This is a genomic window from Bradyrhizobium sp. Ken51 (genome assembly GCF_055807435.1).
Genome location: NZ_JBVVPB010000065.1, coordinates 1 through 13780 on the forward strand (window position 1 = coordinate 1; position 13780 = coordinate 13780).

The window sequence follows — 13780 nt, forward strand, 5'->3', positions numbered from 1 at the left end:
TGACCAGAATGAGGGCAGCGTCCCAACTCGTCGGGAGGACAGCCGTCGTGCAGGAGCACGATTGCGCCCGGCTGGACCGAGGCCAACACTGCGGCAACAATCGCCTCGACGCCCGGACGAGCCCAATCTTGCGGATCGACTGACCAGTGCAGGGCTGCCAGCTCGGCCTTCGCCGACGCGGCGAAGACCTCCTTGCTCCAGATCCCGTACGGCGCACGTATGTGCCGCACAGAGGCTCCGGGGCAGGCCATTCCGATGACCTTATTCGTCGTGAGGATCTCGTATTCCACCTCATCCCGCATGCATTTGGCCAATTCCGGGTGCGTCATTGTGTGGTTTGCGACCTCGTGCCCTTCTGCGATCATGCGCTGGATCAGCTGCGGCTGGCCCGCCGCGTATGCACCGATCACGCAGAAGGTCGCGGGCGTCCGATGCTGCGTCAGCACATCCAGGATAGCCGGCGTGCAAAGCGGGTTGGGACCATCATCAAAGCTCAGATAGACGCAGGGCTCTCCGCCGGCTTCGGCGTAGGCGCTCCGCGCTTCAGTCAAGTCGTTTGTGGACCTCATAGTTCTGGCCCGTTCCGTTCGATCATCTCACCGGCCGGCCATTCGCTCATAGGTCTCGCAATCGGCAGAACGAGGCCGACCACGTCCTCCACGCGCGTCGGAGGCACAGTGAGGTAAATGTCCGGACAAGCGGACCGGACGCGGAGCCCTGGCAGAATGGTCGCCAATCCCTGTCGCCCGAGCAGCCTGGTTATATGTTTCTGCAGGGCAGCGCGGACCGTGCCAAAACCGAACGGCACGCCAAGATCTCGCAATACGGGATACATCACTCGGATGGAGTGGGTGATTCCAAGCCCCTCCAGATCCGGGCGCACCCCGTACAACCCGAGTTCAGCCACGAGCAGATCGCTCTCGCCAACTTTGATGAAGCGGCGTAGTGCCGCGATGTGAATCGCAACGCCACGATCATCGTAGCCGATTGCTCGAATCTCAGGCCTTGCGCCGGCCCAGCTTCGATGACCTTCAAAGGGCTTTGCATTGAATTCCCCGGTCGGACCATAGGTCTTCCGGAAAAACTCGGATAATTCAACATGGTCAGCAAGTTGAAGGTCATTCTCCCAGCACAGCCTCCAACGCACTGGAGGGCGCGCCGAAACACCTCGTGTGGATTCGGGCGCGATCATGTTCATAGGGCGTCACTCCTGTTCGTTATCTGGCTGTTGACGCAGGCCAGCAGCTCGCTACCTTCGAAAGGCTTGCTCAGGAACTGGAGTCCAGCTTGCAGGCTTGGCCCCACATCGTCTTCGGAGTGATCTGCGAGCAGAACCGTGGGAATCGCGCCTCCGGATGCAACCAGATGATCGAAAAGATCAAGGCCACTCATCGCGCTCGACTGCATATCCGCGATCAAGCACGACGTGATCGAACGGCGGCCTGATTTCAAGAACCCCTCTGCGCTCTCGAATGGTTCGGGCACGTAGCCGGCGGAAAACACCACATCTGTGAGAGCTTCACGCACCGATTCATCTGCGCTCACGATGCAGATGACGTCGAGCGTGTGCGCAACTCGCATCAGATTCGCCAAGGACGCCTTCGCTTGCATGTTCCGCACGATTTCACCGTAGTAAGGACGCAATCCAATCGGATGCGGCAAAAACACATTTGACACCCGCAACTCGAGGGCTGCGACCGGACGGAAATCTACGGCCAGGTTGAGCGTTCCTCAATTCTACGGCGGTACACGGCAGATATAGAATGGGTTGGCGAAGCCATACGATCGTTTGCTCGTCGTATACGCCCCAACTTTGCGGTCTCCGATCGTGCTGGCTCATCGTAATATGGCTTGCGCAACACGCGCAAAACTGCGACCGCACGGTCGAGACGTCTTGATCGATCCCTAGCGCCGGGCTGAGACGCGCAACGATTTGTAACCATTCTGATGGATCTGAGATCTCGCTAAACTATCGTTTGCTATCCTCATTCGGTGCAAATGGTAAAATCGATTCTATCGATAGAACACATTCACAGCGTGGATCGCTCAGAATTATGCGTTTCAAGGGCCTCGATCTAAATCTTCTCGTCGCGTTCGACGCCCTTGTGACGCAAGGCAATCTCACTTCGGCGGCAAGAAGCATCAATCTCAGTCAACCTGCCATGAGTGCCGCCGTCGCGCGGCTTCGCACTTACTTTCGCGATGAGCTATTCACCATGAAGGGGCGGAAGCTTGTCCCAACCCCGCGGGCTGAAGCGCTCGCCGCCCCGGTTCGCGAGGCTCTCGCTCACATTCAGCTCTCCATTATTTCTCCAGACGGCTTCGATCCGTCTCAATCGAATCGGCGATTTAGGATCATCCTGTCCGACTTCATGACTGTCGTGTTTCTTCGAGGGGTCGTGGACCGCGTCGCGCGGGAAGCACCAACAATCAGTTTCGAGTTGCTGCCGCCCGCAGAGGAACCTGATGAGCTTCTCCGGCGCGGTGAAGTCGATTTTCTCATGTATCCGCAGATGTTCATGTCGAGCGCGCATCCGAAGGCGGATCTGTTCGAGGACACTTTCGTCTGCGTGGGCTGCCCCATGAACAAGCAGCTCGCTTCGCGTCTCACGTTCGAGAAATACATCTCGATCGGGCACGTGGAAGCCCAGTTCGGGCGCTCGCTGAGGCCCTCCTTCCACGAATGGCTCTTGCTCGAGCATGGTTTCAAGATACGCACCGAGGTCGCGGTGCAGGGTTTTGGCATGATTCCGCCTATGTTATTGGGCACCAACCGTATAGCGAGCATGCCCTCTAGATTGGTCAGCCATTTCGCACAGACGATGCCGCTGCGGGTTGTCGAACCTCCCCTGCGACTTCTCACATTCACAGAGGCCGTCCAATGGCCCGCCATTCATAATACTGATCCTGCAAGCATGTGGTTGCGCAACATATTCTTGCAGCAGGCATCCACGATGGTCTCTCCGTCCGAGATCAGCCAATGTCACGGCTCGTCCTAGGACTGTTCGGGCCCGTTGCGGCCTGCTCCCGCTAACCGGACCTACGCCAGGCCCGAAGCCCCCCGGTCCTCTGATTGACGTTTGGCATAGTGAAAAAAAGCGCGCTTAAGCGTAGTTTGGTCGGGTCGCAGCCGATTGACTCGCGGTGCCGTGACGATCCTGCGCATCACACAGCTCGCTGGGCGGCTAAGGACTTTCCGCTGATTCGGACGGGACCGCATCACAGGTGCATGCGCCAGCTTCAGAGTACGCAAAAATTATGTGGCCTGTCCGGCGAACAATGTTCGGCCTCAGCACCAAACTCGCTTGAATCGCACGCCGCGTCAGGTTCAAGGCCAGCACCTGCGATCGAAGTTGCAGGCTTCACCTGGTAGCGAACCCGCATCTCTGTTTGCCTGAACTGGTGGATCTCATTGCCTTCAATAGCGATGGAGTTAGTCCCGAAGCGCGCCACTAGATACAAATGGCTGATGACCGGCAGAGGCGCTTCCTGCTCGTTCAGGTCGAATCAACATGAAAGCTGAACGCAAACGCCGCCCACGATCGCGCACCCCAAAGCCAACCGCCAGCTCGCGCAAACCCGGATAGGCGTGGAAGACTGCGTGTCTTTGCACAATGTCACAATGGAAATTCGGAACACTTCCTCTCTCGACGGCGCTTATCTTCCTCTCGATGCGAGCGATGCCGCGTGATCGAGTGCAACTGCAAGCTTGCAGACCGCAGGACCAACCCGGATCAAGTGACATCAGCTGGCGGCACTTTTCCTGCTGCGCGCGTGTTGCGGTGAGGAGTGTTCATGATGAGAGGACCGCAACTGTGCCAAGGTGCGCCCGCGTAAGCGCTCGCCGCTCGCATTCGCCAAGCCTGCTCCTCCTCCAGCTTTCGATCATTTCGGCCGACATGTTCACCCGAGCCAAATCGGATCATCGGCGCGGGGTCCTTCTTTCCGATGTCGCAACAATCGTGTTTTTCGAAGGATCGCGGCGTGACTCACACCGCGCCAGCGCCGTCCATCTCGAGCTGCTGCCTCGCACCGCTGACCCCGAAGGGCTCCTTTGCTGCGGCAAGATGATTTGCCTATCTTACCCGAAGCATCTATGTCCAGCGCGCATGCCAAACCGATACTGTTGGAGGCTGGAATTGAGGTGTGAGCGGTCGCACGAGCAAGCCAATACCGTGAAAGATCGCGCTCGAGCCTTGTGTTCGATGGGATATTTGCTGCGACTCCGCCAGACGGTGGCCCCCCAGATTTTGGAGTAGCTTCGACTTGAGCATGGCCTTAGGACGTGCATCAAGCTCTCAACCACACTGTAGCATCGTCTCTTGCTAGTGCGGACCCGTATAGCGAGGCGGCCAGCGGTTCGCCAAGCGATTGTACAGAGGCAAAGCCGCTACGGATCCCTGCACTTCGAGTGCATTGCATCTCCCGACGCCGTCCGATGTACGCTCTCCGCGACACTGATCCGACGCACGCCTAAACATGCAAGTTATTGCTGCACGAGTTATGTCAGGTGTTTGCGCGAGCGCGTGACGCCTGGTGCGGCCCTAGACGCGTTTGAGTGCCGCCACATGCAACGGATATGGCACGATCGTTCGAGACCCGGTCCTTAATTGCGAGCAACGTTTTGCCAGACGCTTTAGGTGCACCTGCGTTGAGATGATGCCTTCAGGAATGGTCTTGAGCTCGCCTTCCGTCATACTCCCGACGTTCACGGCGGCGGACCTGCGCCGTTGAAGAGCAGCCGTCATCTTCCGGCACTCAAAACCTGGGCAGCGATCACGCGAGCAACGCCTTTGAGCCCACAGCGCCACAACAGGACTAGCGGACGATCGAAAAAGCTGTTAGGCGCCAAGCCCGCCACCGCGCTACGACTGGTGGTGCGACTGATCCGCGATGATCAACCCAATCAACCGCACCGCGCGCCGAGGTGATAGACGTCACGGCAAGGATTGCGACTGAAAGAGAGCCATCCGATGAGGTCAGTGCTGTGTCTGGGTTCGCCGTTTCGGGAGGCCGTGTCTCAGCGGGCTGTCACGCACATGCTTTCGCTTTCCTGATGATCAGGCCGCAGAATAGCCACCGCTGCTGCAGGATAAGGAGACATTGCACACTTTGGGTTAGCGCACTGTTGGGCAGAGGAAGCAAACGCCATGTTGCACAACGGCATCACGTAGACGCACCTGTCACATTCTTTCACGCACGTCGCCGCTCCGTCTCCTTTTTGCCCCACCACGGCCAAACGGCTTCGTCACGTGCGGCGCGGGTCCAATCACCAAAGGAGGTTTCTGTTGGAAACGCCGAGCGGAGTCTACGATCCGGATGATCTCGCGAGCTTGGGAAGGCTGTTCGATCAAGCGATCGCGTCTTTACCGTCATGCATGCGAACCAGCGAGAATCGCGTGGCGATCGCCAGACTGGTGATGCAACGCGCAGCGAGGGACGAATTGGCGTCGCTCGCGTACTTGATGCTTGCACTTGCCTCGGCCGCTTGAGCACCGGCATGCACTCTAACCTTCTGGGGCCTGCAGCAAGAGACGCATCATCTAGATCATTGAAATAACTTGATTCTCACGTGACGTCAGGTTGTAGGCTTGCAAATTGAGGATCATGACAAACGCGATACCACGACGGCGCCGATGGCGCATTGGAGAACTTGCAGAGGCGACCGGTGTAACCGTACGCACTCTGCATCATTACGAACATACCGGGTTATTGACGGTCTCGGAACGTACCTGTGGCGGTCACCGCATGTACGATCGGGAAAGCCTACAACGCGTCTCCCAGATTCGCGCTCTACGTGAGCTCGGCTTCTCGCTTCCTGAGATCCGCAAGGCGATCGAGGGGCGGACATCTCTCACGGACCTGTTGCGAAACCATCTGGAGCGGATTGAGCTTCAAGTCGCGCGCGCGACATTATTACGGGATCGATTGCGCACTATGACGACGCAAGGTGAGACAGAAGTCAGTGTCGACGAGCTGCCAGCGACGCTAGATGCCATGTCGCGGATTGAGGAGCGTACCCCCTCTGCCATCTGCACGTGCGCCTCTAACGCTAGCCGCGAAGATCGGTGGCGAAAGATTCGGGACGAGCTGCGAAGCTGCATGGACCAGGGTGAGCCTCCGTGCTGCGAGCGGGCAAATGCAATCGCGCGTCAGGCCCGTTCGCTGCTGACTGAGATCGCAGGAGTTGATTCGACTGTCTCGATGATACTTAAGGTGCTGACGCGATTGACCGAACCACACAATCTCGCCGGCTGGGATGCGAGCCTCATGCGATACCTCGATCTCGCCCTCGCTGCGCTGGAGGACCAGCTGGGAAAGAATTGAGCGCACCCGTTGCGACGCCCTCCCACTGGAATGTCGCCAAACCCAATGAGCTCATGGTGATCCTTGTCTGAGCCAGGATCGTTTGATCCCTAGCAGTTCGCCTCCAAAGCTGCGTTGTCCCACTATTTGGTGTTTCGCTCTGTGGATCTTGGCAAATCAACTTCGACGAGCACGCTTCGAAGTACTTGATTCGTACGTAGCGTCACGTTGTACCTTCTGAAAGCATCGACGCAGCAGCGGGGCCGACCGACAGAGCTTCGGCCAAATTAAGAGAGACTCCAATGACCGGCACTAGTTTCGGACGTTCTCGGTGAGAGTTCTTCACGAGAAACACGTCGCTCGATGATCGTCCGCGCCGTCCAAGCGCCTCCTCGGCACACGTCTGTCGAGCGTGGAAGGATTGGCGCGAGTACCGGGTATCGGCGGGACGTTCGATATTGATGCTGTCAGCCCTAGACGACCGCTTCTCCTGACGAGTTTCGGAACTCCATTCGTCCGTGCCTGCCCGATGCTAATGCCCAACCTGGCAACAACCTGAGCCATTCGTACCCAACCTGAGTTCGACTCAAACATCATTGCGCCGGACTGTTGGTCGCCGTCATACCAGGATGGCGAAGCAGACCAAGTGGTAGCGCGAGCAATCGGGAGCCCTACATGTCGGTCCTTCGCGTTCGCAGGCTTGCAGCTGCTGCGCTCCTTTCTTTGGCCCTGAGCTCGAGCGGCAAGGCAGAAGATGTTTACATTGCCATAGCCGGTCCAATGACGGGAAGCACTGCGGCGCTCGGCGCGCAGATACGCGATGGAGCGGCCGCAGCCGTGGATTCGATAAATGCTTCGGGTCTGCTGCCTGACACAAGGCTCATATTGAAGATCGCGGACGATGCATGCGATCCCAAGCAGGCCGTCGCTGTTGCCAATCGCCTGACAAGTGACGGGATCAAGCTCGTCGTTGGTCACTTCTGTTCATCTTCGTCGATTCCGGCTTCAGACATATACGCCGAAGCCGAGGTAATTCAGATTTCACCCGGCTCGACGAATCCGCGTCTGACAGAGCGTGGCCTAACCACCCTGTTTCGGATTTGCGGCCGCGATGACCAACAAGGCAGGGTTGCGGCCGATTACATCGTCCGGCACCATCAAGGCGCAACGCTCGCAGTCCTCGACGACAAGAGCACAGCAGGCAGGGGTATCGCCGATATCGTTGAATCGCGCCTTCGTGCAGCCGGCGAGCATCCCGTTCGACAAAGCTATGTTGCAGGCGAGAAGGATTACACCGCTCTCGTTTCGCGACTGAAGCGAGAGGGAATCCAGCTCGTCTATATCGGCGGCTATTACAACGAGATCGGCCTGATCGTGCGTCAAGCCGCGGAGGCGGGCGCACGTCTGACCGTGATCGCCAACGATCCGCTGATGACAACCGACTTTTGGGCCATTGCCGGCGAGGCCGCGAACGGCACGCTCTTTACCTTTATGCCGGACCCGACGAAGATTGCTGCAGGCGCAGCTGCTGTCGCCAAGCTCAAGGGTTCGAGCCTAGCCGCCGCAGGTTACACGCTCTACGCTTATGCCGCGGTTCAAGCATGGGCCGACTCCGTCAAACGGGCCGGCACCTTCGATGCTATGCGGGTCGCTGCGGCCCTCCGCTCCGAGTCAATCGACACGGCTATTGGCACTGTTAGAATCGACTCCAAGGGAGACAATGCCGCTCCTGGCTTCATCGTTTACCGCTGGCGCGACAATACCGTCGAAGCGGTCGAGCAGAACTGACCGCCCGTGCCAACACCGTACGGAGCGTTCGAATGATGAACCATCCTCGATATATCGATTGCGCGCTGCTCACGTGCCTCGCAATCGCCGCAGTCGCAGCATTTCTCACCCTCGCAGCAATGCTATCACAGCTATCGTGCGCGCCCGCAGGGCCGCCCGAAGAGTACGTTCCCATTCGTCTGGTGCCACTGCAGTGAGCATCACATCCACATTCGTGAGGCCGACGAAGACCGGTGTCTTCTTCCAGCAAGTGAAATTGATGCCCGCCTCGCTCTCGGGAGTGAGCTGTCAGGACCTCTTTAGAACGAACGTACGTCGTGAAACGATGGCAGCCACGCGCAGTCAGTCTGCGGATGGCGCGAGTTCACGCCAATCGTTAGCTGCACCGTTCGATCGAGTGGACGTAGCGTACGCTCGCCGAACGCCCTCAACTATTCTCGTCGACAACAAGGGAGAACGCCACTTTGGATGCAAAGCTGCAGACTATGCTTTCCTCGCTCTCGCCGGTGGCTCGCGAACTGGATGCTCTACCGCCGGGGCGTCCCACCACCGACAAAAATTGCGTGAAACTTAACACGAATGAGAACCCATTTCCTTTGCCAGACATCGTGATGCGAAGCGCAATTGCAGCTCTTGAGCTGCAATACCGCTACCCAGAGGACGACAATGTCAGCTTGAGGCAAGCGGCCGCAGCTGCGTATGGCATTGCAACCGATCGCGTGATCGCTGGCAATGGATCGTCTGAACTCCTCAGCCTGATTTACAGAGCCTTTCTTGCCCCGGGCGACGAGGTCGCAATGATGTCGCCGGGTTTTTCCTTCAATCGCAAGCTTGCCATGTTGCAAGGGGCCCGCTTCATTGAAATTCCCTGGTCTGAACCGGACTGCTTGCCGATGGACGAGCTGCTTTTCGGTTCGGCTAAACATGCCAAGTTCATTCTGCTGGCCAATCCGAACAATCCGACCGGATCGTTTGTTCCGCTCGCTGAGATCGAACGCCTCGTTTCACGATCTGACCGATTGATCGTACTGGACGAAGCTTACGTCGATTTCGCACCTGAGCACGGCCTGCGCCTCGTTGAGCAACATTCGAATCTTGTGGTCCTGCGCACATTTTCCAAGAGTTATTCCGCCGCTGGCATCCGCGTCGGATTCGGCTTCGGCCATCCCGAGCTGATCGGGAGACTTCGCAGCATCCAGAATGTCTTCAATATGAATGTGGTCGCTCACGCCGTGGGGATGAGCGTCCTCGCGCATCGCGACGCTTATGAGGAGAACCATCGCCACGTCAGGCTTGAGCGCCAGCGCGTAACGGCCGCACTCTCTGAATTTGGATTCTGCGTAACGCCTTCCCACGCGAACTTCCTTCTCGCCCGTGTGCCGGTAGGCCAGGGTGGCAGATGGTGGCAGGCGGCGTTGCAAGACCAGAGAGTCCTTGTTGCCTTCTTTCCGGATGCCGGCCTGGAAGAGTGCATTCGGGTTAGCATCGGTACAAAGCGCCAGATGGATGCGTTTCTTGCCGCCGTCGGCAGCATTCTTAGGAAAGTGGGATGTCGTGGCTAATGGTCCCTTCCACTCATGTCACAGATGTCTGTCGTAATCGATCCGGACCCACACATGATGCAGCTTCGCGAGGCAGCCCCGAGCCAGTTTGTTCTCCAGTCGCCGCATTACGACCCGTTGTGAACGGCTTCGCAGTAACACAGCGCATTGCCAGCGAGCGCCTCTTGCACTCCCAAAACCGGCCGGACTCCAGTCCCCTCTATATAGGAGATAGTTCAGTGAGAAACGTTCTTCCCTCAAACCTGACCTGCGGCATCTTTGATCATCTTGACGACGACGGCCGCGATATCGCACGGCAATACGCGGACCGCCTCACGCTTGCGGAGGCCTACGACCGGCTCGGTTTCTATGCCTATCATTTAGCGGAGCATCATTGCACTCCCCATGGACGGGGTCCATCGCCGAACTTGTTTCTGTCGAGCGTCATACAACGCACACGGCGACTTCGCGTTGGCCCCTTGGTCATGCTGCTCAACCTCTATCATCCGCTGCGTGCATTCGAGGAAATCTGCATGTTGGATCACCTGAGCAGCGGCAGAGTTGAGGTCGGCCTTGGTCGCGGCTCCTTGCCGATCGAACTGAGCTACTTTGGGGTTGGAGCCGATGTTGCATCGAGCCGTTACGAGGAAGCTTCCCAAATCTTCGTTGACGCGATGAATGGCGGTCCGCTCTCATACCAAGGGCGACATTTTGCGCTGGCCGACGTTCCCTTGACGCTTTCACCTCACCAGCATCCTTGTCCCCCCACATGGATTGCGACAAATCGGCCAGACTCCGCCCGCTGGGCGGCGGAAAATGGCGCCAATCTCGCGTGCATGGGCCCCTCTTCTGCCGTTCGGAAGATAACCGATGTCTATCGCGCTCATCGAAACGCCAAGGGTAACGCCAACGGTGCAGCACCGTTTCTGGCATTGCTCCGCATGGTCGTAATTGCCAACTCTGAAGCAGCCGCCCGCTCGCTCGCGGCGCCAGCCTATGAAAGATGGCTCAACAACTTTAAGTTCCTGTACGACCTCAATGACATCGCGCCTCCATCCAACCTGCCCCTGACCTTGGATGCCGCGATAGAGAGTGAACTGTGCGTTGTCGGAACGCGCGCTTCGGTGCGCCAGACTCTTCTCGACCACGTGGAAGAGGCAGGCGCCAACTATCTCCTTTGTCAGCTCGCCTTCGGATCTCTGTCACTGGATGCCTGCCTCAACACCGCAACTGCGATTCACTCCGAGCTCATAGCGGCGGAGCGCGGGCTATGACCCAACGCGATTACAATAAGTCGCCCCCGACCTGAACAATAAAGGGCAATAGCGACGCCGATGAGCACCGCAGCCAATGGTTCACTCACCGGCTCCTATCGTTCAAATGGCTTTTACGCGCACGCGACCCTTTCGGCTGCATCAGCAAACAGTGGTTGAGATTTACCGAGCATTGTTGGTCTGGACAGGTGAGTTGCCTCACGCCGATCCCGCTTTGGCGTGCCGGCTCGTCGATCGCATTCCAGATCGATCCAAGGTGTGGCTTACCCGAGCGGGTCTGTCGTGACGCGGTCCCGGCAGCGCTCCGACCGGACGGAGGAGATCGCGCGCAAGCTCGAGATCGTGCTGGCGGAATTGGCTTCGCTGCGCATTCTGCTGGCTGCGCACGGCATTAGCACCCCTCCACCTCTGCATGAGGACCACCTGACCGTTCAGCGGTTCGCAGCGATGAATCACATAAGCCCCGAAGCCGTGCTCTCGCGGATCCGCCGCGGCAAGTTGCGCGCGGAGAAGCGCGGGGGCCGCTGGTGGGTGAAATGCACGGTTTGCACAGCATAGCCGTGCAGTGACGAGGACAGTAAGACAGACAAAGTGAATCAATCCGAGATACGGACTCCGTCACATGGAACTGATCTGTGCATGCAACCTGCTATCACTGCTGGGCTCGACCGGGCAGCCGATGGAGAACCAGTAGATTGATTGAGATCAACGTGGCGCGGTACCAACACACGCGGTCGCCAACTCTGGAGGGTCGATCTCGATGCACCCACGCAATCACGAAACGTCTCGGCGCTCCACGCATCGGGGTGTCGGATGACCAGCTTTGCGGGAGCGGGATCAATCAGCCGTTCGGGTCGCCAACAGAGCGATCGCAGTTCACAAGCGTAAGAGCACCGACTTTTGGCAAGTAGATATCCACCTCCAATACCTCTGGCAACGTATGGCAACACGAAGATGACGGCACGCCCTTGATGTGCTTTGGACGCCATCTCACGCGCCCTAGGTTACGGCCCGGAGCACAGACAACAAGTGCCCTGCTCGCAAATCGTACGCTTTTGCGAATTCGCCTGAGCAAATCTTGAAGGTCCGTCTCACGCCCGCCGGGGCGTAGCAGCGGAAATGTAATCCCAGTCATTCGCCTGTCAGGATCACCTCGCAATGCCGGTGTCAATCGGGGACATGTCTGATTTGGCTGGGACGGCCGCCAGGATCTGGCTCGAGAAGGAGATCGCCTATGATGTCACCAAGACTGATGTCAGTCCTGGGGTCGATGGTAGCAGTCGAGCGTATGTTTTGGAAGCTTCGAGAATTGATCGATGGCGACAGCTCAATCGTACCTGAGGTTCGAGAGACGCTTCATGTGATGTTAGACGCGAAGCTTCTTTCCACAAAAGATCAGATTATGAGCGACGCGCGCGCTGCGATCGACGCAGCTCCTGATGTGCCGCAGGCAGTCCGCGAGCGGGCATACAGCTCGCTCGATTCTGCAATGAAGCTGTTCATGGCCAGCGAACCCCAACGCTCTCAGGATCTCACTTAGCGAGATCGACATGTTGAACGCTCATCGCAAGATGCATTGATGCATGCCCCGCTCCGTCGATCGCTTGCGGCGGCCTTTGGCCGTGCACGGTTGATGTTAGGCCCGAGGCGATTCGATTGAGCTGCTGAGCAGCCATCAAATTGGTAGGCTGGAGCCACAGCACCGCTGGTTCATGAATCTAGCCTCTCCCTGCGCGGCCGGCAGGGCTTGGGTGGAGACCTGCCGAAAAGCTGCAGGGTCGGATTATCTCGTGCATCCCGAACCATGCTTCTCTGCAGCCTCAACGGTCCACCGTATCGGGGCGATGTGCGAGTCCCCTTCAGCTCTGTATCATGGATAGGGCCGGCCACTCGTCGCCATCGCCACTTTCGATCGCCGACTTTGCTCGTGGGAGCGGCGCTTGAGGTGATCCAGCTCAAGTACCATGATTCGCGTTTCCCGAGATGGGTTCGATGCTCGGCCCGGACCTTGCACCGAAAGGACGTCGCATGGTGCGCCACTCTATCGCGTTAGCCTGGTCAAGTGGATCAAGAGCATTGGCTTGCCCATCCAACGTTGATCCCTCTTGCGCCTTTTCCTCAATCATCCTTGCGATTGCCGGCGGCTAACTATGTGGATTTGGAGATCGTTGGTAAAATCTATTGTTTTGATGTGAGATCCATGCTGCGGATGGGACACGCGATGATGTGTTCGCCGTTTTCAGTGCAATTAACGGATGACGTGCGAGCGCCAGCACATGTTCACCTCTTGCGCCCACATCAAGGCCCCACTTGGTCTGGCTATCTGACTAGGGCGCAGCGTGCCGTGCCCTATTGCGGTCGGCGAGCCACGGGCGCGCGGGAGCTGCTTGGATGCATCAATCTGGATCCAGCATCAATAATAGAAGCAGCATGGGCAGCTCGCCCTCAGATCTCTGGCCAGCCTTAGCAAGAGCGGCGCAGCAAACGCTACTAGCGGCAAGGGCGACTTGGCGCCGTTGGGTGCAGCGCTCTGTCAGCCTCATTGGATGGGCTGAGCTTAACGTATATCGGTCCGGCCTCGCGCCGCTCGATCGCCTTGGCGAGAACAAGGAACTGGAGTGTTTACGATGCGGGCTCGAGGTCGCGGCACATGCGTGCACCGTAAGGGATCTGGAGCAAGGAGGCCTTCGCCGTGTCGGCGAAGGCCGAACTGGCAGCCCTGCACTGGTCGGTCGACCCGCAAGACTGGTCGCGTCCCGGCGTCGAGGCGATTGTTGCCGCGGTGCTGGCCTCGGTCCAGCCGGGCGCAATCGTGCTCCTGCACGACGGATGCCCTCCCGACGAGTTGGGACGCCGCCCTCATGCTGGTCG

At 58.3% G+C, this 13780-nt stretch carries 10 protein-coding genes and 1 pseudogene; 8 read left to right on the plus strand and 3 right to left on the minus strand.

The window, feature by feature from the left end:
- From nodB to AC0L27_RS39900, 3 genes are all read right to left on the minus strand, one after another.
- A partial coding sequence (nodB, locus tag AC0L27_RS39890) for a chitooligosaccharide deacetylase NodB (protein WP_473323470.1) occupies positions 1 to 569 on the minus strand: 569 nt, incomplete at its 3' end.
- Entirely contained in the window at positions 566 to 1198 is a 633-nt protein-coding gene (locus AC0L27_RS39895; RefSeq protein ID WP_473323471.1) for a NodA family N-acyltransferase, read from the minus strand. The genes AC0L27_RS39895 and nodB, both read right to left, overlap by 4 nt.
- On the minus strand, positions 1195 to 1677 hold the full coding sequence (locus tag AC0L27_RS39900; protein WP_473323473.1) for a response regulator transcription factor: 483 nt from the start codon (positions 1675 to 1677) through the stop codon (positions 1195 to 1197). Before AC0L27_RS39900 ends, AC0L27_RS39895 begins: the two co-directional genes overlap by 4 nt.
- Positions 1678 to 2054: 377 nt before the next feature.
- Between AC0L27_RS39900 and AC0L27_RS39905 the strand changes: the two genes are divergently transcribed.
- From AC0L27_RS39905 to AC0L27_RS39940, 8 genes and pseudogenes are all read left to right on the plus strand, one after another.
- Positions 2055 to 2999 carry a LysR family transcriptional regulator gene (locus AC0L27_RS39905; protein ID WP_473323476.1) on the plus strand — a complete coding sequence of 315 codons (945 nt, stop codon included), beginning with the start codon at positions 2055 to 2057 and terminating at the stop codon, positions 2997 to 2999.
- Positions 3000 to 5607: 2608 nt separating this feature from the next.
- Entirely contained in the window at positions 5608 to 6327 is a 720-nt protein-coding gene (locus AC0L27_RS39910; protein WP_473295507.1) for a MerR family transcriptional regulator, read from the plus strand.
- 654 nt (positions 6328 to 6981) lie between these two features.
- Positions 6982 to 8094 (plus strand): branched-chain amino acid ABC transporter substrate-binding protein, encoded by a 1113-nt coding sequence (locus tag AC0L27_RS39915; protein WP_473323478.1) that lies wholly within the window; start codon positions 6982 to 6984, stop codon positions 8092 to 8094.
- 485 nt (positions 8095 to 8579) lie between these two features.
- Entirely contained in the window at positions 8580 to 9656 is a 1077-nt protein-coding gene (gene hisC, locus AC0L27_RS39920; RefSeq protein ID WP_473323483.1) for a histidinol-phosphate transaminase, read from the plus strand.
- Between the two features lie 218 nt (positions 9657 to 9874).
- Positions 9875 to 10909, plus strand: coding sequence for an LLM class flavin-dependent oxidoreductase (locus AC0L27_RS39925; protein WP_473323479.1), 1035 nt, complete (start codon positions 9875 to 9877; stop codon positions 10907 to 10909).
- Between the two features lie 282 nt (positions 10910 to 11191).
- Complete coding sequence (locus tag AC0L27_RS39930) at positions 11192 to 11467, plus strand: hypothetical protein (RefSeq protein WP_473323480.1); 276 nt, start codon at positions 11192 to 11194, stop codon at positions 11465 to 11467.
- Between the two features lie 676 nt (positions 11468 to 12143).
- A complete protein-coding gene (locus AC0L27_RS39935; RefSeq protein WP_473323482.1) occupies positions 12144 to 12449 on the plus strand; it encodes a hypothetical protein in 306 nt (101 codons plus the stop codon).
- A 1104-nt stretch (positions 12450 to 13553) separates the two neighbouring features.
- A pseudogene (locus AC0L27_RS39940) lies at positions 13554 to 13780 on the plus strand (chitooligosaccharide deacetylase NodB); the annotation flags it as partial.

Excerpts from the sequence above, each read along its gene's own strand:
- AC0L27_RS39895 (WP_473323471.1), bottom strand. The coding sequence starts at position 1,198 with ATGAACATGATCGCGCCCGAATCCACACGAGGTGTTTCGGCGCGCCCT.
- AC0L27_RS39905 (WP_473323476.1), top strand. The coding sequence starts at position 2,055 with ATGCGTTTCAAGGGCCTCGATCTAAATCTTCTCGTCGCGTTCGACGCC.
- AC0L27_RS39910 (WP_473295507.1), top strand. The coding sequence starts at position 5,608 with ATGACAAACGCGATACCACGACGGCGCCGATGGCGCATTGGAGAACTT.
- AC0L27_RS39915 (WP_473323478.1), top strand. The coding sequence starts at position 6,982 with ATGTCGGTCCTTCGCGTTCGCAGGCTTGCAGCTGCTGCGCTCCTTTCT.
- hisC (WP_473323483.1), top strand. The coding sequence starts at position 8,580 with ATGCTTTCCTCGCTCTCGCCGGTGGCTCGCGAACTGGATGCTCTACCG.
- AC0L27_RS39935 (WP_473323482.1), top strand. The coding sequence starts at position 12,144 with ATGATGTCACCAAGACTGATGTCAGTCCTGGGGTCGATGGTAGCAGTC.